This window comes from Brevundimonas sp. NPDC046655 (assembly GCF_044901625.1).
Taxonomy (GTDB): Bacteria; Pseudomonadota; Alphaproteobacteria; order Caulobacterales; family Caulobacteraceae; genus Brevundimonas.
The window spans coordinates 336,122-354,397 of record NZ_JBJDPV010000001.1; the positions used below are offsets into that span (position 1 = coordinate 336,122).

18 protein-coding genes are annotated in these 18,276 nt (G+C 66.5%); 8 read left to right on the top strand and 10 right to left on the bottom strand.

What is annotated here, in order from left to right:
* Nucleotides 1-3 precede the first annotated feature (3 nt).
* Nucleotides 4-345: a hypothetical protein gene (locus tag ACI2KI_RS01650; protein WP_404617175.1), complete on the top strand. Its 342-nt coding sequence runs from the start codon at nucleotides 4-6 to the stop codon at nucleotides 343-345.
* A 105-nt stretch (nucleotides 346-450) separates the two neighbouring features.
* On the opposite strand, the gene ACI2KI_RS01655 is transcribed toward ACI2KI_RS01650, so the two are convergent.
* The 3 genes from ACI2KI_RS01655 to gltX all read right to left on the bottom strand — a co-directional run bounded on the left by ACI2KI_RS01655 (nucleotide 451) and on the right by gltX (nucleotide 3,540).
* Nucleotides 451-624: a hypothetical protein gene (locus ACI2KI_RS01655; protein WP_404617177.1), complete on the bottom strand. Its 174-nt coding sequence runs from the start codon at nucleotides 622-624 to the stop codon at nucleotides 451-453.
* Nucleotides 625-757: 133 nt separating this feature from the next.
* Nucleotides 758-2,059, bottom strand: coding sequence for a citrate synthase (gene gltA, locus ACI2KI_RS01660; RefSeq protein ID WP_404617179.1), 1,302 nt, complete (start codon nucleotides 2,057-2,059; stop codon nucleotides 758-760).
* Between the two features lie 65 nt (nucleotides 2,060-2,124).
* Nucleotides 2,125-3,540, bottom strand: coding sequence for a glutamate--tRNA ligase (gltX, locus tag ACI2KI_RS01665; protein ID WP_404617181.1), 1,416 nt, complete (start codon nucleotides 3,538-3,540; stop codon nucleotides 2,125-2,127).
* 118 nt (nucleotides 3,541-3,658) lie between these two features.
* On the opposite strand from gltX, the gene ACI2KI_RS01670 reads away from it, so the two are divergent.
* Complete coding sequence (locus ACI2KI_RS01670; protein WP_404617183.1) at nucleotides 3,659-5,707, top strand: ComEC/Rec2 family competence protein; 2,049 nt, start codon at nucleotides 3,659-3,661, stop codon at nucleotides 5,705-5,707.
* Here the strand turns inward: ACI2KI_RS01670 and lexA are convergent.
* The 4 genes from lexA to ACI2KI_RS01690 form a co-directional block, all read right to left on the bottom strand.
* Nucleotides 5,688-6,380 (bottom strand): transcriptional repressor LexA, encoded by a 693-nt coding sequence (gene lexA / locus ACI2KI_RS01675; RefSeq protein ID WP_312065877.1) that lies wholly within the window; start codon nucleotides 6,378-6,380, stop codon nucleotides 5,688-5,690. The two genes, ACI2KI_RS01670 and lexA, sit on opposite strands and share 20 nt — an antisense overlap.
* Before the next feature lie 1,122 nt (nucleotides 6,381-7,502).
* Nucleotides 7,503-8,300, bottom strand: coding sequence for an indole-3-glycerol phosphate synthase TrpC (gene trpC, locus ACI2KI_RS01680; RefSeq protein ID WP_404617185.1), 798 nt, complete (start codon nucleotides 8,298-8,300; stop codon nucleotides 7,503-7,505).
* Nucleotides 8,297-9,331: an anthranilate phosphoribosyltransferase gene (gene trpD / locus ACI2KI_RS01685; protein WP_404617187.1), complete on the bottom strand. Its 1,035-nt coding sequence runs from the start codon at nucleotides 9,329-9,331 to the stop codon at nucleotides 8,297-8,299. The genes trpC and trpD overlap by 4 nt, the downstream gene beginning before the upstream one ends.
* A gap of 4 nt (nucleotides 9,332-9,335) precedes the next feature.
* The gene (locus tag ACI2KI_RS01690; protein ID WP_404617189.1) at nucleotides 9,336-9,926 is read right to left on the bottom strand and encodes an anthranilate synthase component II; all 591 of its coding nucleotides are present in this window, start codon (nucleotides 9,924-9,926) and stop codon (nucleotides 9,336-9,338) included.
* Between the two features lie 109 nt (nucleotides 9,927-10,035).
* On the opposite strand from ACI2KI_RS01690, the gene ACI2KI_RS01695 reads away from it, so the two are divergent.
* Entirely contained in the window at nucleotides 10,036-10,224 is a 189-nt protein-coding gene (locus tag ACI2KI_RS01695; RefSeq protein WP_404617191.1) for a hypothetical protein, read from the top strand.
* Here ACI2KI_RS01695 and trpE read toward each other — a convergent pair.
* Both trpE and ACI2KI_RS01705 read right to left on the bottom strand, forming a co-directional pair.
* Nucleotides 10,221-11,762, bottom strand: coding sequence for an anthranilate synthase component I (trpE, locus tag ACI2KI_RS01700; protein ID WP_404617193.1), 1,542 nt, complete (start codon nucleotides 11,760-11,762; stop codon nucleotides 10,221-10,223). The two genes, ACI2KI_RS01695 and trpE, sit on opposite strands and share 4 nt — an antisense overlap.
* A complete protein-coding gene (locus ACI2KI_RS01705; RefSeq protein WP_404617195.1) occupies nucleotides 11,759-13,690 on the bottom strand; it encodes a peptidylprolyl isomerase in 1,932 nt (643 codons plus the stop codon). The genes trpE and ACI2KI_RS01705 overlap by 4 nt, the downstream gene beginning before the upstream one ends.
* 133 nt (nucleotides 13,691-13,823) lie before the next feature.
* Here ACI2KI_RS01705 and tpiA point away from each other — a divergent pair, with 133 nt between their 5' ends.
* From tpiA to ACI2KI_RS01730, 5 genes are all read left to right on the top strand, one after another.
* Complete coding sequence (gene tpiA / locus ACI2KI_RS01710; protein ID WP_404617197.1) at nucleotides 13,824-14,573, top strand: triose-phosphate isomerase; 750 nt, start codon at nucleotides 13,824-13,826, stop codon at nucleotides 14,571-14,573.
* Between the two features lie 108 nt (nucleotides 14,574-14,681).
* Nucleotides 14,682-15,095: a preprotein translocase subunit SecG gene (secG, locus tag ACI2KI_RS01715; RefSeq protein ID WP_312065864.1), complete on the top strand. Its 414-nt coding sequence runs from the start codon at nucleotides 14,682-14,684 to the stop codon at nucleotides 15,093-15,095.
* Nucleotides 15,096-15,216: 121 nt separating this feature from the next.
* Complete coding sequence (locus ACI2KI_RS01720; protein WP_404617199.1) at nucleotides 15,217-16,869, top strand: CTP synthase; 1,653 nt, start codon at nucleotides 15,217-15,219, stop codon at nucleotides 16,867-16,869.
* A gap of 312 nt (nucleotides 16,870-17,181) precedes the next feature.
* Entirely contained in the window at nucleotides 17,182-17,448 is a 267-nt protein-coding gene (locus ACI2KI_RS01725) for a hypothetical protein (RefSeq protein ID WP_404617201.1), read from the top strand.
* Nucleotides 17,448-17,888: a Spy/CpxP family protein refolding chaperone gene (locus tag ACI2KI_RS01730; protein ID WP_404617203.1), complete on the top strand. Its 441-nt coding sequence runs from the start codon at nucleotides 17,448-17,450 to the stop codon at nucleotides 17,886-17,888. The genes ACI2KI_RS01725 and ACI2KI_RS01730 overlap by 1 nt, the downstream gene beginning before the upstream one ends.
* On the opposite strand, the gene ACI2KI_RS01735 is transcribed toward ACI2KI_RS01730, so the two are convergent.
* Complete coding sequence (locus ACI2KI_RS01735) at nucleotides 17,818-18,276, bottom strand: DUF411 domain-containing protein (RefSeq protein ID WP_404617205.1); 459 nt, start codon at nucleotides 18,274-18,276, stop codon at nucleotides 17,818-17,820. The genes ACI2KI_RS01730 and ACI2KI_RS01735 overlap by 71 nt on opposite strands.

Consider the following 18,276-nt stretch of genomic DNA (forward strand, 5'->3'; position numbering starts at 1 on the left):
CGCATGAAGGTTCGATCATTTATTGCAACGCTAGGATTTGCCCTGGCCGTCAGCGGCTGCGCATCTAGCGAGAAACACGTCGGCACCACGGCCGATGGCACACCGATTCATGGCAGGAGCTTCACCCCAACCGACCGTGATGGCGCCGCCACTCTTAATTGTGCTGTTGGCGAAGATCTAAGGTTGGCGGACTGTCGCATTGTCAGTGAGCGCCCGGAAGGCAAGGGCTACGGTGCTATCGCGCTGGCCCAAGCTTCTAAGCCAGAAGCCCGCTTGAGCCGTCCGAGAGGAAGTTTGCGTGCAGGGGCGCGGATTGAATTTACGGTCCGCTTTCGCGAGAATTGAGCGCTCGAACCAAGCCACCCATCGTCACTCCCCGATCACTAGGGCTAAAGTCCGCTTCCCATCCTTGACGGCCTTTCACGATGTCTGCTGGCTGCGCCTTGGCACTTAGCGCGTCATCCAGGGCTTGTTAGACCCGGATTTCACGGTGATTGACTTGTCGCGCTGCAGGCCGCCCTTCTGCGGCGGGCCGGAGCGGGCTTTCAGCGCGGCCTGTTTCAGGCGCAGGGCGCGTTGGGCCGGAGTTTCGGCGGCGGGGACGTCGTCTTTATGGTCGCTCATGTCGATTACCTAGCATGGCGGAGCCGCTACGGCGGCGTGGGGTGAACAAAAAACGCCGGAGCTTTCGCCCCGGCGTTTTTCATTTTTGTTTGGCCGTGGTCAGAAGGCGCAGCCTTCTCGACCCGACACGGCCTTAGCCGCGCTGTTCGATCGACACGTAGTCGCGTTGCGTCGGGCCGGTGTAGAGCTGACGCGGGCGACCGATCTTCTGGGTCGGATCCGACATCATTTCCTGCCACTGCGCGATCCAGCCGACGGTGCGCGCCAAGGCGAACAGGACGGTGAACATGGTGGTCGGGAAGCCCATCGCCGACAGGGTGATGCCCGAATAGAAGTCGACGTTCGGGAACAGCTTGCGCGACGTGAAGTACTCGTCCGACAGGGCGACGCGTTCCAGTTCCTTGGCGACCTGGAACAGCGGATCGTTTTCACGGCCCGTGGCGGCCAGCACTTCATAGGCTGACTGCTGCATGACCTTGGCGCGCGGATCATAGTTCTTGTACACGCGGTGACCGAAGCCCATCAGCTTGTACTTACGGTCCTTAACGCCCTGAATGAACTCGGGAATACGGTCCGGCGTGCCGATTTCCTTGAGCATGTTCAGCGCTTCTTCGTTAGCGCCGCCGTGCGACGGGCCCCACAGGCAGGCGATGCCGGCGGCGATACAGGCGAACGGGTTGGCGCCCGAAGAACCGGCCAGACGGACGGTCGAGGTCGAGGCGTTTTGCTCGTGGTCGGCGTGCAGGGTGAAGATGCGATCCATGGCGCGGACCAGGGCCGGATCGACCACATAATCCTCGGCCGGAACGGCGAAGCACATGCGCAGGAAGTTCTCGGCGTACGACAGGTCGTTGCGCGGCGAGATGAAGGGCTGGCCGATGTGGTATTTGTAGGCGCGGGCGGCGATGGTCGGCATCTTGGCGATCAGGCGGATGGCCGAGATGTCGCGCTGCACCGGATCATGGATGTCCAGGCTGTCGTGATAGAAGGCCGACAGGGCGCCGACGGTGCCGACCATGATCGACATGGGGTGGGCGTCGCGGCGGAAGCCTTCGAAGAAGCGGTCGAATTGGGCGTGCAGCATGGTGTGCCGCGTGACGCTCTGCTCGAACTTCTCGTACTGGGCGGCGGTCGGCAGTTCGCCGTGCAGCAGCAGGTGGCAAACTTCAATGAAGTTCGATTTTTCGGCCAGCTGGTCGATGGGATAGCCGCGGTGCAGCAGCACGCCGGCGTCGCCGTCGATGTAGGTCAGAGCCGATTCGCACGAGGCCGTGGAGGTGAAGCCCGGGTCGAAGGTGAAGGCGCCGGTCGCGCCGTACAGCTTGCGGATGTCGATGACGTCCGGTCCGGTCGAGCCCGCGAGGACGGGAAGTTCGACGTTCTTGTCGCCGTAGGTGAAGGTCGCCGTGCCGGCGGGTTTCGCTTGTTCAGTCATCTAGGCCCCTTTTGTTTTCCTTCGACCGGGCGCGGGGAGGCGTCGGCCTGCGTGGTTATGGGTGTTCACTTAGTCTGTTGCAGCGCATCATCCAAGCGCCCCAGACCTTCGTCGCGTCCCAGGGCTGCAAGAATCCGCGCAATGTCGGGCGACACCGAGCCGCCAGTCAAAGCGCCGCGCATGGAAGGGCCGATTTTTCCGAAGCCTACGCCCTCTTCCTTAGCAAAGGCCTTAAGTTCAGCTTCGAGGGCGAAAACGTCCCAGCTCTGGAAAAGACGGAGCCGTTCACGGAGTCGTGAAATTCTCTCGCCGCCTTCGCCGCTTAACAAACCAAGGGTTTTCTCATCGAGGGCGAGCGGACGCTGCTTCAGGACGAACTCGGTCTGGGCGACCAGTTCCACGACGGTCTTGGCGCGGTCCTTGACGAAGGGCATGGCGCGCAGCAGGCGGGCCTCGTCGTCGGGCTGCAGGGCGCGGCCCTGGGCCAGGTGGGCGTCCAGGGTCAGCTTGGCCAGACGATCGTCCTCGGCCAAGCGGATCCAGTGGGCGTTGACATGGGCCAGCTTGTCGAAGTCGAGGCGAGCTGGGGCCTTGCCGATGCCCGGAAGGTCGAACCATTCGATCGCCTGTTCGTCGCTGAACAGTTCGTGGTCGCCGTGGGCCCAGCCCAGACGCGCCAGATAGTTGCGCATGGCTTCGGGCAGATAGCCCATCTCGGCGTATTCATGAACCGCTTGGGCGCCGTGGCGCTTGGACAGCTTGGCGCCGTCGGGACCGTGGATCAGCGGGATGTGGGCGAAGGTCGGACGCGTCCAGCCAAGCGCGTCATAGATCAGGCTCTGGCGGGCGGCGTTGTTCAGGTGGTCGTCGCCGCGAATGACGTGGGTCACGCCCATGTCGTGGTCGTCCACCACCACGGCCAGATTATAGGTCGGGGCGCCGTCCGAGCGGACGATGACCAGATCGTCCAGCGACGAGGATTCCCAGCGCACGCTGCCTTGCACCGCGTCATCAACCACGACGGCCTGGTCCAGCGGGCGGCGGAAGCGGATGGTGGAGGGCTTGGCCAGATCATCGACGGTCGGCTCGCGGTCGCGCCAGGGCGAGACGAAGTCGCGGCCCTCGGCCTTGGCGGCGTCGCGCAGGGCGTTGGTTTCGTCGGCGGTCAGGAAGTCGCGATAGGCATGGCCCGAGGCCAGCAACTGCTCGGCGACCTCGCGGTGGCGGTCGGCGCGGGCGAATTGGAAGACCGGCTCTTCGTCGCCGAACAGCTCCAGCCAGGACAGGCCGTCGAAGATGGCCTTCACGGCGTCGTCGGTCGAACGCTCGCGGTCCGTGTCCTCGACGCGGATCAGGAATTTCCCGCCCCGGCTCCTGGCGTACAGCCAGTTGAATAACGCGGTTCTCGCCCCGCCGATATGCAGGTAGCCTGTGGGCGAGGGGGCGAAGCGGGTGACGACAGTCGAGGAAGGGGAGGTCATTCAGGAAGGGTCCGTTGCGGAGGCCCTTATACGCCCGCGCGCGCCAAAGCGAAGCCTTGCCTTAAGGGTTCTTGACGGGGGGCGCGCCGAGGTCGCGGCGCAGACGGATCGGTGGCGATTGTGGGCGCCGGTCTTCTTTGGCGGCGGCTGCGCGATCTATTTCGCCTTGAGGGCCGAACCGGCGGGATGGCCGCTGATGCTGGCGGCGGTGCTGACAGGCGGGGCCTGGCTGGCAGGGCGGCGGCTTGGGCTGGCGCGGCGCCGGACCCTCGCCCTGCTGATGCTGGCCTGCCTGTGCGGCGGGGCGGCGACAGCCAAACTCAGGACCGAGGCGGTCAACGGGCCGATCGCGCCGGCCCTGGCCGAGTCGACCGTGGTCGAGGCCTGGGTCATGGACATCGACAGTCCCGGCGAGCGCGGCGCGCGAATCGTCGTGGCGCCGGTGCGGATCAGGGGGCTGACCCCCGAGGCGACGCCGGTTCGGTTGCGGGCGACGGTGCGCGGCGAGCCGCCGGCGCCGGGGACGGCGGTGCGTCTCTATGGCATTCTGAACCCGCCGCCGGCGCCGGCCAGTCCGGGGGCCTATGACTTCGGCCGCAATGCTTTCTTCCAGGGCATGGGCGGGACGCTGTTCGCTCTGGGGCAGACACGACCGACGGTTCTGCCCGAGCCGCCCTGGCGGGTGCGACTGGCGATGAAAATCAATGCGGCGCGTTATGCGCTGGCGCAGAGGATCGTGGCGCGGCTGGGCGAGCGGACGGGCGGAATCGCCGCCGCCATGACCACGGGACATGAGACCTGGATCGGGCGCGAGGATCTGGACGCAATGCGCGATTCCGGGCTGGCGCATATCCTGTCGATCTCGGGCCTGCACATGGCCATCGTCGGCGGCTTTGTCTTCTTCGCCGTGCGGCTGGGCGTCGCGGCCTGGCCGTGGCTGGCGCTCAGGGTGTCGGGCAAGAAGGTCGCGGCGGTCGCGGGGCTGATCGCGGTCGGGACCTATCTGGTGGTGTCGGGCACGCCGCCGCCCGCCGAGCGGGCGGCGATCACGGCCTCCATAGCCTTTGTCGCCATCCTGCTGGATCGACAGGCGGTGACCATGCACGCCCTGGCGGTTGCGGCTTTCGCGGTTCTGTTGCTGCAACCCGAGGCCATCGTCACGCCAGGGTTCCAGATGTCGTTCGCGGCGACAGCGGCTCTGGTAGCGCTGTCCGAGGTCTGGCCGCGCCGGATCAAGGAGATTTCCGCGCCCTGGCCCTTCGTGGCGGCGCAGAGGCTGGGCAGTTGGCTGCTGGTGGCATGCACCGCCAGTCTGGTCGCGGGCATGGCGACCGGGCCGTTCGCCATGCAGCATTTCAACCGCACCGCCGTCTATGGCCTGGTCGCCAACATGGGCACGGCGCCGGTCGCGGACTTCATCCTGATGCCGGCGCTGGCGCTGGGCGCGGCGCTGGAGCCGCTGGGGCTGGGCGCGCCCTTCCTGTGGCTGGCGGGCAAGGGCGTCGATCTGATGCTGGCCATCGGCCACTGGACGGCGGGCCTGCCGGGGGCGGTGCAGACGGTGGCCAGCGCCCCGGCGGCGGCTCTGCCGGTGGCCTTCCTGGGCATCCTGTTCATCTGCCTGTGGCGCGGGCGGTTGCGCTGGCTGGGTCTGCCGCTGGCGGCGGCTGTGCTGATCTGGCCGCGTCCGGCGGCGCCGGATCTGTGGATCGGCGACGGCGGGACCAATGCGGCCTGGCGGCAGGCCGAGGCGGCGGTCGTGGTGCGGCCCGGCGTGCGGCAGTTCGCGGCCGATCTGTGGTCGCGGCGGCGCGGGTTGGCACTGACGCCGAGACCGGAGGAGGGCTGGGCCTGCAGGCGGTCCTTCTGCGCGCCGGAAGCGGCTGGGCCGGTCGCGCTGTGGTGGGGGAAGAAGGGGCCGACGGCGGAACAGTTGGACGCGATGTGCCGGTCGGCGTTGGTCGTCAGCAGCCGGGCCGATTTGACATGGTTGCCCGCTTCATGCGCGGACCGGCTGGTGCTGGACGGCGTTGACTACTCGCGCGGGGGCTCGGTGGAACTGTGGCGCGTGGGCGCGGGCTGGAAGGCGGTGTGGGCGGCTGACGTGCGCGGCCAGCGGCCGTGGACGCGTCAGGCCGATCCCGACTTCAGTGATAGCGGCGGATAAGGCCGACCAGCTTGCCTTGGACCGCGACCTGATCCGAGCCGTAGATCTTGGTCTCGTAGTTGCGGTTGGCGGGCTCCAGAGCGATGGAGGCGCCCTTCTTGCGCAGGCGCTTCAGCGTGGCCTGTTCACCCTCGACCAAGGCCACCACGATCTCGCCGGACGAGGCGTCGGCGGTGGATTTGATGATGACCATGTCGCCGTTGAGGATGCCGGCCTCGATCATCGAATCGCCCTCGATCTCGAGCAGATAGTGTTCGCCCGCGCCCAGCATGGTTTCCGGCACGGGATAGCGGGCGGTCTCATGCTCGATGGCGTCGATGGGCGTGCCGGCCGCGATCTTGCCCATCAAGGCCAGTTCGCGCGTGTCGTTGGCAGGCTCAGCGGCGCGGGGGCGACCGCCGCCTTCGATCACGCCGGGCTTGAAGCCCGCGTGGCCGCGCGGCGCGCCGGCCGTGGCCTGTTCCGGCAGCTTGGTCACTTCCAGCGCGCGGGCGCGGTGGGCCAGACGGCGGATGAAGCCGCGTTCTTCCAGCGCCGTGATCAGGCGGTGGATGCCCGACTTGGACGCCAGATCCAGCGCCTCCTTCATCTCGTCGAAGGAGGGCGAGACGCCCGTTTCCTGAATCCGTTCGTGAATGAACATCAGGAGTTCGTGCTGCTTCTTGGTGAGCATGGGCGCAAGGCTTCCAGAACAAGGCGTGAACCGTTGTCGATGTTCTGTAAGTGTTCTTGCTGAATGTCAACTCGGCCGCGTTGAGGGGGCGCTGCCGCTCAAAGCGGCTTCTTTGGATGTCAGCTAAGGGTGGAAAGCTGCAACACCGACTCATGAAGCTCCCTCATCAGCCTCATTGACGTGTCTGAGACGCCTGCGCCTCTGTCTCTCGCGCCGTCGTCGCTCACGAGCTTCGAACCGCTGGATCCAAAAATATCCTCTCCAGCCGAAGAGCAAGCACCAGGGCGCTCCCCAGATCACACTAATGGCGACCGTGGCTGCTGTAGCTCCGAAAAGCAGCATTGGCACCAACCCCACTGAGACTATGAGGACGAGCCAGTTTCCCACACGGTAAAACTCATGATCGAACTCTCGGTCTAGCCAGCGAACGATCGGGTGATGGTGGGGTGTAGTTTTGGGCACCTACAAACGGGACATTGAAAGTAGTCTATCGTCAAGTTCCGCAATGGGTCGATTACGGTCCTGGGCACCGGAGCCCAGAGCGGACATTGGCCTCCAGGCCGAAAAGCCGTCGCCGTCGATGTCAGCTAAAAATGGGAAGCGGATGTTCCACATTTATATCCGAAAGACAGGAGACCCCGTGATGCCCATGATCAATCCAGTTGGGCGTCATGTGCGAACGCACGCGCCTGTCGCGTTATCAGGCTGTTTGATCGCGGCTTGTACGGGAATGACGGGTCACAGCGCGCCCATTTCGTCAGCGCTAGTCGCTCCGACCAACGAGGAAGTCGTCGCATATGTTCAGACGCATTGGTCCAGCTACTCGGAGCGGACCGCACGCTTTCAGCAGCGTCCAAACGACAACGTGTCCCTCATTGGCGTTCGAGACGTCTCCTGTGGATCATATTACGGCATCCCCGAGTGCCGATTTACAGTGACGGTTAGCATCGATGGCGGATCACCTGTCGATCAGCGCCTGTCGAGCCAGTTTGATAGATACCCAGACGGAAAGCTGTTTGAGACAATCGTGCTTATCCATGAGCGCAGGCGGTAAGAGCTGCACCCCGCCAATGTCCGCGACGGGTCGGAAGCTGACATTTCCTGCTGAGCCGATATCCGACGTTAACTCAGCGACAGCAGGGCCTTGGTCGCCGCTTCCACATCATCCTGACGCATCAAGCTTTCGCCGACGAGGATGGCTTGGGCGTGGGCGTCGGTGACGCGCTGGACGTCGTCGGGGGTGAAGATGCCGCTTTCGGCCACCAGCAAGGCTTTGACGGGGCTGAGCATGGACAGGCGCTCGGTGGCGTCGAGGTCGACCTCGAAGGTGCGAAGGCTGCGGTTGTTGACGCCCACCAGATCGCCGCCCAGCTTGCAGGCGCGGGCCATCTCGGCCTCGTCGTGGGTCTCGATCAGGGCGTCCATGCCGAAGCGCTCGGCCTCGGCCAGAAGCTCGGCGGCCAGGGCGTTGTCGACCATGGCCAGGATGATGAGGATGCAGTCGGCGCCCAGGGCGCGGCTCTCGGCCACCTGCCAGGGATCGACCAGGAAGTCCTTGCGCAGGCAGGGCAGGGCGACCGCGTCGCGGGCGGCGGCCAGGAAGCCGTCGTCGCCCTGGAAGCTGGGGCCGTCGGTCAGGACGGACAGGCAGGTCGCGCCGCCGCGTTCATAGGCTTTTGCCAGCGCGGGCGGATCGAAGTCGGCGCGGATCAGGCCCTTGGAGGGGCTGGCCTTCTTGATCTCGGCGATCAGGGCCGGGCGGCCGGTGTCCTCGGCCTTGCGTTCCAGAGCGGCGCGGAAGCCGCGCGGGGCCGAGGCCTGGGCGGCGAGGGCCTCGATGGCGTCCTGAGAGGTCGCAAGCTTGCGGGCGGCTACGTCTTCGCGCTTGTAGGCGGCGATCTTCGCCAGAACGTCGGTCATGCGGCCTCGGGCTCGATAGGGGTGTTGGTGACGCGCACCAGGGTTTCCAGCGCGCGGTCCGCGCGGCCGTCGTCGATGACGGCGGCGGCCAGTTCGGCGCCTTCGCGCAGGTCGGCGGCGCGGTCGGCCACGACCAGGGCGGCGGCGGCGTTCAGCACGACGATGTCGCGATAGGGGCCGGGTTCGCCCGCCAGCAGGGCCGTCAGCGCCGCCGCATTATGCTCGGCGTCGCCGCCGCGCAGGTCGTCCAGCGTCGCCAGCGGCAGGCCGGCGTCGGCGGGGGTGACGGTGAAGCGGCGGACGGCGCCGTCCTTCCATTCGGCCACTTCAGTCGGGCCAGTGGTGGTCAGTTCGTCCAGACCCTGACCGTGTACGGTCCAGGCGCGGCGGGCGCCGAGACGGCCCAGCACCTCGGCCAGAGGCTCCAGCAGGGCGGGATCATAGACGCCCATGACCTGACGGTTCGCATGGGCTGGATTACAAAGCGGTCCCAGAAGGTTGAAAACCGTACGAAAACCGATCTCGGCGCGCACCGGCCCGACGTGGCGCATGGCCCCGTGATAGGTGGGTGCGAACAGGAAGGCGATGCCGGCCTGATCCAGGGCGCGGGCCTGTTGCGGGATGGTGGCGTCCAGGTTGACGCCCAGCGCGGCCAGGACGTCGGAGGAACCGGACTTGGAACTGATGGCGCGGTTGCCGTGCTTGGCGACCTTGAGCCCGGCGCCCGCCAGGACGAAGGCCGCCGCCGTCGAGACGTTGAAGGTGTGCTGGCCGTCGCCGCCTGTGCCGCAGGTGTCGATCACCTCGTCGAAGGGGTGATCCAGCGACAGGGCCGCATCGCGCATGGCGGTGGCGAAGGCGACGATCTCGTCCACCGTCTCGCCGCGAATGCGCAGGGCCGTGACGGCGGCGGCGACCTGGGACGGGGTCGGTTCGCCGCGTAGGCAGGCCGAGAAGAAGGCGTGGGCTTCATCCGGCGTCAGGACGCGCCCGTCCACCAGCTTGCCCAGCAGAGGCTTGAAACCGTCCATGGGCTCAGACCGTCGCCAGACGCTTGACGCCCGCCAGATCGAGGAAGTTTGCGATCATGTCGTGGCCGTGCTCGGTGGCGATGGATTCCGGGTGGAACTGCACGCCATGGATCGGCCGGGTGCGGTGAGCCAGGCCCATGATCTCGCCGTCGGCGGTCCAGGCGGTGACCTCCAACTCGGCCGGCAGGGTTTCGCGGCGCACGGCCAGGGAGTGATAGCGGGTGGCGATAAAGGGCGATGGCAGGCCGGCGAAGACGCTGCGGCCCTCATGCTCGATCGGCGAGGTCTTGCCGTGCATCAGGGTCTTTGCGCGGATCACCTCGCCGCCAAAGGCTTGCCCGATGGCCTGATGCCCCAGGCACACGCCGAAGATGGGCATGTCCTGCGGCGCGGTCGTGATCAGCGGCAGGCAGATGCCGGCTTGATCGGGGGCGCATGGCCCAGGCGACAGGAGTACGGCCTCAGGCTTCAGCGCCCAGGCTTCGTCCACCGTCAGGTCGTCGTTGCGGACGACATGCGTCTGGGCGCCCAGCTCCGCGAGGTAGTGGACGAGATTGTAGGTAAAGCTGTCGTAGTTATCGACGACGAGGATCATGGCAGGGTTCTTAGGACGGGAGTGACGACGCGCCAAGCGAAGGCGGACTGAAAGCGGACGTTAAGCTGTCCGCGCGATACAGGAGCATCGCCATCGGAAGAAATCCGTCTTGACCCGCTTAGAAGCCATCCGCGACGCCCGCGACCTGTTGAACGAACCGGTCATAGAGCAACCCAAGCCGCTGCGCCTGCTGGCGGCGGCCGCCTTCGCCGCGACGGCGGCGGTGATGCTGGCGGGGACCATGGTCGTGGGCCCCGGCGTGTCGTTCGACCAGGGTTCCACGGTTTCCAATCCTTAGATCTTGCCGTCGGCGCCCTGGCCGCGAGTCGTCGCGGTGAATCGCCACGCGTCCTCGGCCGCCTTCATCGGGGCGCGGGCCTTGGCCAGGGTTTCGGCGTATTCAGCGGCGGGATCGCTGTCGGCGACGACCCCGGCACCAGCCTGAACGAAGATCCTGTCTTTAGCGAACATGGCGGTGCGCAGGACGATGCAGATGTCCGCCTCGCCATTGGCCGAGATATAGCCCACGCCCCCGCCATAGCCGACGCCGCGCTTCTCGGTTTCCAGTTCGTCGATGATCTCCATGGCCCGTACCTTTGGCGCGCCGGACAGGGTGCCGGCGGGCAGGGCAGCCAAAAGGGTATCGACCGCGTCCAGCTTGGGATCAGCGGCGCCGTGCACGTTGGAGACGATGTGCATGACCTGGCTGTAGCGTTCGACGACGAAGCTTTCCGTGACCTCGACCGAGCCGGGCGACGAGACGCGGCCCACGTCGTTGCGGCCCAGATCGAGCAGCATCAGGTGTTCGGCCCGCTCCTTGGGATCGGCCAGAAGCTCGGCTTCCAGCGCCTTGTCCTGCTCGGGCGTGGCGCCGCGCGGGCGGGTGCCGGCCAGGGGGCGGATGGTGACGCGACCGTCCTTCAACCGGACCAGGATCTCAGGGCTGGAGCCGGCCAGCTGGAAATCGACGTAGTCGAGGAAGAAGAGATAGGGCGACGGGTTGCCGCGACGCAGCGACCGATAAAAGGCGAACGGGTCCTGGCTCCACGGCGCGGAGAAGCGGTGGGCCAGCACGACCTGGAAGATGTCGCCGGCGGCGATGTAGTCCTTGGCCCTGGCGACCATGGCGTCGAAGCCGGCGGCATCGACGGGCGAGCGGAATTCCGGGGCGGGAACCGGCGCGGCTTCGCGCTGGATCGGCAGGGGGCCGCGAAGGCGATCCTCGAAGTCGTCGAGGCGGGCGATGGCGGCGTTGAACGCCGTGTCCGCCTCGACATCGCTGTCGGGATAGGCCGCGGCGATCAGGACGATCTCGTGCTTCACCGAGTCGAAAATGGCGACCAGCGACGGGCGCGCCATGACGGCGTCGGGCAGATTCAGCGGGTCAGGGTTCGCCGGACCCAGCGGCTCCAGCAGCCGCACCATGTCGTAGCCGAAGACGCCGAACAGGCCGGCGGCCATGGGCGGCAGATCGTCGGGCAGGTCGAACCGGGTGGCGGCGATCAGGGCGCGCAGGGATTCGAGCGCGGGGCGGTCTTCAGCGGTGAAACGGTCGGACAGGACCGCCTCGCCGCGCGCCATCTCGGCCTGACCGTCGCGGCAGCGCCAGACGACGTCGGGGGCCAGGGTGACGATCGAATAGCGGCCGTTGACCGCGCCGCCTTCGACCGACTCCAGCAGGCTGGCGTAGGGCCGTCCGTGACCGACCTTGAGGAAGGCCGAGACGGGCGTTTCCAGGTCGTCGATCAAGCGGCGAACGACGACCTGGGGGCGGCCTGATTTCAGGCCAGAGACAAACGCGGCGCGTTCACCTTCGTGTCCAACGCCTGCGCTCATTTCTTGGCGGGCGCGGGGGCCGGCGCCGCCGGAGCGGTTGCGGCAGGGGCTTCGATGCCCAGGGCCGCGATGGCGGCGGCCGGGTCGTTCTTGGCCTTCACGCGTGCGGCGGCCGCGGCGAAGCTCTGTTCGACCATGGCGTTGGCCAGAGCCTGGGTCAGGCGCGGACGAACCTGCTCGACCAGGGGCGCGGCCAGGGCGGGAACGGCGGCGTGGATGGCGTCGACATGGCCGACCACGAAGCTGTTCTGCGACGCCGCGCCGGTGAAGACTTGGCCCTTGCCCTGACCGAACAGGCCGCGCAGGACGCCTTCGCCCAGTTCGGTCTGGCTGGCCTGGCTCTGTTGGACGGCGGTGCGCGTAGCCAGCTGGGCGCCGGCCGAAGCAGCGACCTTGGCGATGTCCTCGCCGCCGCGAATGCGGCCAGCCAGCTCCTCAGCCTTGGCCGACAGACGGCGCGCGTTTTCGCGCAGGGTCCATTGCTGGGCCAGAGGGGCGCGAACTTCGGCCAGGGTCGGCAGCGAAGCCGGACGGATGTCGTCAACGCGGACGGCGAAATACTGGCCTTCGCCGGCGTCGATGATGTCGCTCTCGCCGCCCTTGGACAGGGCGTAGGCCGACTCGAAGATCTGACGCGGCGCGTTCAGGGGCTGACCGTCGGGCAGGCGGCCGTCAGCGGTGAAGGGCGGCAGCTGCACCAGACGGGCGCCGACCGATTGGGCGGCGTCGGCCAGGTTCTTACCTTCCTGGCGGGCCTTTTCGTACTTCTCGACCTTGGCGTAGGTCTCGCCCTTCACGTCTTCGGCGCGCAACTCCTGAACCAGGGCGTTGCGGACGCTTTCCAGCGTGGCGGGCGCGCCGGCGGTGACGCCGGTCACCTTGGCGACGGTGAAGCCCAGGCGGCCCTGGATCGGGTTGGAGACCTGGTTGGCCGGCAGGGCGAAGACGGCGGCGCCGACAGCGGGGTCGCCCAGCGCGCTCTGCGGCGTGTCGTTATAGGTGCTGACCTCGATCTTGTTGGCGGCGGCGACCTCGGCCGGGGTCTTGCCGGCGCGCAGGTCGGCGGCGACGCGGTCGGCGGCGGCCTTGTTCGGGACGGTCAGCGTGACGAAGGTGCGCTTTTCGGCGTTCGACAGTGCGGCCTTGCGGAACTCGAAACGCTCGCGAATGCGCTCTTCGGTGATCGGCGCTGCCTGGCTGTTGGGGCCGGGGTTGAACAGCACGATCGAGATCATGCGGAATTCGGGACGGCGCAACTGGGCGGCGTTCTCATTGAGGAAGGCGGTCAGTTGAGCGTCGGTCGGCGCGCCAGCGGCCCCGGCCATCGCCTGGGTCACAGTGAACCAGCGCCCATCGCGCGTTTCCAGCGCCTGACCGGCGAGCAGGGCGCCATAGATGCGCGGCACGCGCGCGCCGGCGAAGACGCCCGCACCGAACTGGCTTGCGACATACTGATCGCGCAGGTCCTGCTCCAGCATCTCCGAGGTCATGCCTTGCGCGGCCAGAGCCTGCTCGTAACGGTCCTGATCGAACTGGCCCGAAACCTGGTTGAAGAAGGCCGGGATCCGGCGGATTTCCTTCAGCACCAGTTCCTTGCCGGGGCGGATGCCGGCGTTCCAGGCCCAGGCCAGGAAGCCCATGCGCTGGGTTTGGCTTTCCAGGTACTGGGTGTGGATGTTCTCCTTGACCATGTCGTCGAACGACACGGGGCGACCGGCCTGCTCCTGCAGGTTGGCGCGGACGCGCTCGAAGTCGCCGCGGAACTGCTGGGCGCCGACGCTGCGGTCGCCGGCGTCGATGACGTGCTTGGGTCCGAAGCTCGAGAAGACGTCCGACTGGGCGCCCACGATCAGGAAGCTGAGGATAAGCAGGGCGAACAGGCCCGCAGCCCATTTCGATTTGGCGAAGTTGCGGAACAGCGTGATCATCGAGACAGAAACCTGACGAGGGCCGGCGTCAAAGGGGCGCCACGTTGGCGTATAGGGGCAGTCCCTAGGGCGCCGCAAGCGGACGGACCGCAACATCTTGGCTTCCGCGACAACGGCGCCTAAAGAGGCGGCCATGAAACAATCTGTGAAGCTGGTCGCCGGCAACTGGAAAATGAACGGTCTGGGCGCGAGCCTGGGTGAGGCTGAGGCTCTGGCGAAAGCCTTGCAGGAACAGGCTGCGGCCTGTCGCGTGGCCCTGTGCCCGCCCGCGACTCTGATCGAGCGGATGGGGCGCGTTCTGACTGGTACGTCCGTCGAACTGGGCGGCCAGGACTGCCATGCCGAGGCGTCGGGCGCGTTCACGGGTTCGGTGTCGGCCGACATGCTGGTCGATGCTGGAGCCGCTCTGGTGATTCTCGGTCACTCCGAACGTCGCGCCGGATTTGGCGAGACCGACGCTGATGTCGCCGCCAAGGTGGAAGCCGCGCTGACCGCCGGTCTGGAGCCCATCATCTGCATCGGCGAGACGCTGGCGGAGCGCGAAGCCGGGCTGGCGGTCGAAGTCGTCAGCCGTCAGGTCGCGGGCTCTCTGCCGGTCAGCCTCTCGGGCAAGGCGTTCGCCGTGGCCTATGAGCCGGTGTGGGCCATCGGCACCGGCCTGACGCCGACGCTGGAGCAGATCGAGGAAGTGCACGTCGCAGTGCGCGCCGCCATGGTCGCCAGGCTGGGCGAGGGCGGTCGGGTCGCTCCGATCCTGTACGGCGGTTCGGTCAAGCCGTCGAACGCGGCGGAAATTCTGGACGTGGCCGAAGTCGGCGGCGCTCTGGTCGGCGGTGCTTCGCTGAAGGCCGGGGACTTCCTGGGCATCATTCGCGCGGCGTAAGCATCGCGATTTCTTCGCCCTGTTTCGTTCGGTGTTTGCCCCGGTCCCGCATCGGTGTTAGACGCCGCCGCTTGATCGGCGCATCTGCGCGCCCACATGATTGACACCATGCTCCAGACCATCTTGCTCGTCGCCATGATCCTGATCTCGGTCGCCCTGACGGCCGTGATCCTGCTGCAACGCTCCGAGGGCGGCGCCCTGGGCATGGGCGGAGGCCCGTCGGGCTTCATGACCGCGCGCGGCGCGGGCAACCTGCTGACGCGGGCGACTTCGATCCTGGCCATCGCCTTCTTCGTCTGCGCCATCAGCCTGACCATCGCCGGCAATTTCGCCCGCGGCTCGCGCTCGGTGATCGACGCCGACGCCGTCGGCGCCATCGCCGTAGGCAATGAGCAACAGACGGCTCCGGCTGAACCCGCCGCGCCGACCCCGGCGGCGCCCGCCGCCCCGTCGCTGGACGATCTGGAAGCCAGCCTCCCGGCGGCTTCTGCTCCGGCCCCGGCGCCAGCACCGGCTCAGTAAGCCGCCTACAGATACGAAATCCCCGAAAGCGCGCCGCAGGGCGCGCTTTCTTATTATGTTCAACAGTTGTTTTGCGTCGGGCCATGCTCCCGCCGCGAATCATGGAGTAAGGTGTCCGCCCATGGCTCGCTATGTGTTCATCACCGGCGGCGTGGTTTCCTCGCTAGGAAAAGGCCTCGCCTCCGCCGCTCTCGGCGCTCTTTTGCAGGCGCGAGGTTACAAGGTCCGCCTGCGCAAGCTGGACCCCTATCTGAACGTCGATCCGGGGACGATGAGCCCCTATCAGCACGGCGAGGTCTTCGTGACCGACGACGGCGCCGAGACCGACCTTGATCTGGGCCACTATGAGCGGTTCACCGGCGTTTCGGCCGCAAAGTCCGACAATGTCACGACCGGCCGCATCTATTCGACCATCCTGGAGAAGGAGCGTCGGGGCGACTATCTGGGCGCGACCGTCCAGGTGATTCCGCACGTCACCGACCAGATCAAGCAGTTCTGCCTAAGCCCGGCCAAGACCGACGACGGCGCGGACGTGGACTTCGTCCTGGTGGAGATCGGCGGCACGGTCGGCGATATCGAGGGCTTGCCGTTCTTCGAGGCTATCCGCCAGCTGGGACAGGACCTGCCGCGTGGCCAGTCCTGCTTCGTTCATCTGACCTTGCTGCCCTTCATCAAGACGGCCGGCGAGATGAAGACCAAGCCGACGCAGCATTCGGTCAAGGAACTGCGGTCCATCGGCATCCAGCCGGACATCCTGCTGTGCCGCTGCGAGCAGCCGATCCCGGCGGAGGAAAAGCGCAAGATCGGTCAGTTCTGCAACGTGCGCGAGAGCGGCGTGATCCAGGCGATGGACTCGGCCGACATCTACGCCGTGCCGCTGGACTATCACCACGAAGGTCTGGACAGCGAAGTCCTGGCCCACTTCGGCATCACCGACGCGCCCCAGCCTGACCTGACCGGCTGGCAGGAGATCGTGCGCCGTCGCCTGCACCCCGATGGCGAAGTCACCATCGCCGTGGTCGGCAAATATACCGTCCTGAAGGACGCCTATAAGTCCCTGATCGAGGCCCTGCACCACGGCGGCGTGGCCAACAACGTCAAGGTCAACATCGACTGGGTCGAGGCCGACACCTTCGAGGGCGATCCGCAAGCCTGCGCCCAGCGGCTGGAAAGCGCCCATGCCATCCTGGTCCCCGGCGGTTTCGGCGAGCGCGGGGCTGAGGGCAAGATCGAGGCGGCGCGCTTCGCCCGCGAACGCAAGATCCCTTACTTCGGCATCTGCTTCGGCATGCAGATGGCGGTGATCGAGGCCGCCCGAAACCTGGCGGGCTTCCCCAAGGCGACCTCCACCGAGTTCGGTCCGGCGGACGAACCCGTTGTCGGTCTGATGACCGAGTGGACGCAAGGCAACCAGCGCGTCCTGCGTCAGCAAGGCGGCGACCTGGGCGGCACCATGCGTCTGGGCGCCTATGACTCCACCCTCAAGTCGGGCTCAAAGATTGCAGAGATCTATGGCGCGACCGAGATCAGCGAGCGCCACCGTCACCGCTACGAGGTGAACATCAACTATCGCGAAGCGATCGAGGAGAAGGCTGGCTTGGTTTTCGCGGGCCTGTCGCCTGACGGCGTCCTGCCTGAGACGGTCGAGCGCCCGGATCACCCGTGGTTCATCGGCGTTCAGTACCACCCGGAGTTGAAGAGCCGCCCGTTCGCGCCGCATCCGCTGTTCGCCAGCTTCATCGGCGCGGCCGTGGTGCAGAGCCGTCTCGTCTAAGAACGAGGTTCACGCACGCTTGTTGCAGCGTTTGTCCAGTGTTGTGCCAATATGGGCCGCAATCACTGGGCAAACGCAGATGGCGGGTGAAATTCTCTACTTTCTTCATCGGCACTTCAAGGCCGTGCTGGTCCTTGGATTGATCGCGAGCGTCGGCGTTCTGGGGGCTGTCGCGAACGCCATGCTGCGACTTTTCCATTCGGGCGCTTGATCGCGGCCAGACCGCGGGCCGCACCAGACCTCTTTGCGACGTCTTGAGAGATGAGCGCCAATGGTGCGTATTCGTCATTGGGGACGCAAAAGGCTTCGGTCATGGAAGATCTGGGATATTGGCTGGCGCGTGCTTCCACGCCCGAAGGCGCTTCGCTTGATCGCCTGGAAGAGGGTGTCTGGAGCCGGGTGAAGGCGATCCAGTCGCAGCGGGCGATGGAGCGGATGCGTGCGGTTGCGGTCACCATGGCGCTTCTGATCGACGTAGCGAACGGCGGACTGGGAGCGAAGTTCGCGCAGTCATCGTCGGAGATGAGGGTCTTCACTTCGGCCGCGATGTCGCCCTTGGCGCGTATGGAAGTCGGCTGATGCCTGTCGCGTGGAAATCCATCGCCGTGACGGTCGCCCTGGCCACCGCCGCTAGCGGCATTGGCGCTTGGGCGGGGGCGAGCTGGGTGCTCAACAGGCAGGCGCCGCCATCCCTGCGCGAGATCGTCCACAAGGACCTGGACCTGTCGTCGGAGCAGCACAGGAAGATCGACAGCATCGAAGACAGGTTCGCGGAGCAACACCTCACATTGGAGGGACAGGTTCAGGCCGCCAATCGCGAGTTGGCCGAGGCGATCAGGGTCAGTAACGGCGACAGCCGGGTGGTTCAGCCCGCCGTCGATCATTTTCACGACGCCATGGGCGATTTGCAGCAAGCCACCATCGCCCACATTTTCGAAATGCGGTCTGTTATGACTGACGCCCAGGCGCGTCGTTTTGACCGGAGCATGGTCGAGGCGCTGTCCGCAGACGCTCGATAGACTCCATGCCGGGCGAGCCGGTCGGCATTCCCGGCACGCCGATGCCGCGCGATGCGCCGGGCGACTTCAGGAAGGCGTCGACGGCGGCGGCCGGAACGTGGCCCTCGATCACCTTTCCATCGACGACAGCGGTGTGGCAGCTCCACAGCGATTCTGGCACGCCCAGGCGGACCTTGACAGGGGCCAGGTCGTCGGTCGGGACGACGCGGATGGCGTAGCCGGCCTTGCTCATGTGCTCGACCCAGCCGCCGCAGCAGCCACAGGAATCGCTCTTGTAGACGGTCATGTCCGAGGCCTGGGCCACGTCAGGCAGGCCGTTCGGCAGGAAGCCCGCGCCGCCCAGAATGGCGCCGCCGAAGGCGAGTGTGGCGATCTTCATCCTGTCCAT

Excerpts from the sequence above, each read along its gene's own strand:
- ACI2KI_RS01650 (WP_404617175.1), top strand. The coding sequence starts at position 4 with ATGAAGGTTCGATCATTTATTGCAACGCTAGGATTTGCCCTGGCCGTC.
- ACI2KI_RS01655 (WP_404617177.1), bottom strand. The coding sequence starts at position 624 with ATGAGCGACCATAAAGACGACGTCCCCGCCGCCGAAACTCCGGCCCAA.
- gltA (WP_404617179.1), bottom strand. The coding sequence starts at position 2,059 with ATGACTGAACAAGCGAAACCCGCCGGCACGGCGACCTTCACCTACGGC.
- gltX (WP_404617181.1), bottom strand. The coding sequence starts at position 3,540 with ATGACCTCCCCTTCCTCGACTGTCGTCACCCGCTTCGCCCCCTCGCCC.
- lexA (WP_312065877.1), bottom strand. The coding sequence starts at position 6,380 with ATGCTCACCAAGAAGCAGCACGAACTCCTGATGTTCATTCACGAACGG.
- trpC (WP_404617185.1), bottom strand. The coding sequence starts at position 8,300 with ATGACCGACGTTCTGGCGAAGATCGCCGCCTACAAGCGCGAAGACGTA.
- trpD (WP_404617187.1), bottom strand. The coding sequence starts at position 9,331 with ATGGACGGTTTCAAGCCTCTGCTGGGCAAGCTGGTGGACGGGCGCGTC.
- ACI2KI_RS01690 (WP_404617189.1), bottom strand. The coding sequence starts at position 9,926 with ATGATCCTCGTCGTCGATAACTACGACAGCTTTACCTACAATCTCGTC.
- trpE (WP_404617193.1), bottom strand. The coding sequence starts at position 11,762 with ATGAGCGCAGGCGTTGGACACGAAGGTGAACGCGCCGCGTTTGTCTCT.
- ACI2KI_RS01705 (WP_404617195.1), bottom strand. The coding sequence starts at position 13,690 with ATGATCACGCTGTTCCGCAACTTCGCCAAATCGAAATGGGCTGCGGGC.
- tpiA (WP_404617197.1), top strand. The coding sequence starts at position 13,824 with ATGAAACAATCTGTGAAGCTGGTCGCCGGCAACTGGAAAATGAACGGT.
- secG (WP_312065864.1), top strand. The coding sequence starts at position 14,682 with ATGCTCCAGACCATCTTGCTCGTCGCCATGATCCTGATCTCGGTCGCC.
- ACI2KI_RS01720 (WP_404617199.1), top strand. The coding sequence starts at position 15,217 with ATGGCTCGCTATGTGTTCATCACCGGCGGCGTGGTTTCCTCGCTAGGA.
- ACI2KI_RS01725 (WP_404617201.1), top strand. The coding sequence starts at position 17,182 with ATGGAAGATCTGGGATATTGGCTGGCGCGTGCTTCCACGCCCGAAGGC.
- ACI2KI_RS01730 (WP_404617203.1), top strand. The coding sequence starts at position 17,448 with ATGCCTGTCGCGTGGAAATCCATCGCCGTGACGGTCGCCCTGGCCACC.
- ACI2KI_RS01735 (WP_404617205.1), bottom strand. The coding sequence starts at position 18,276 with ATGGACAGGATGAAGATCGCCACACTCGCCTTCGGCGGCGCCATTCTG.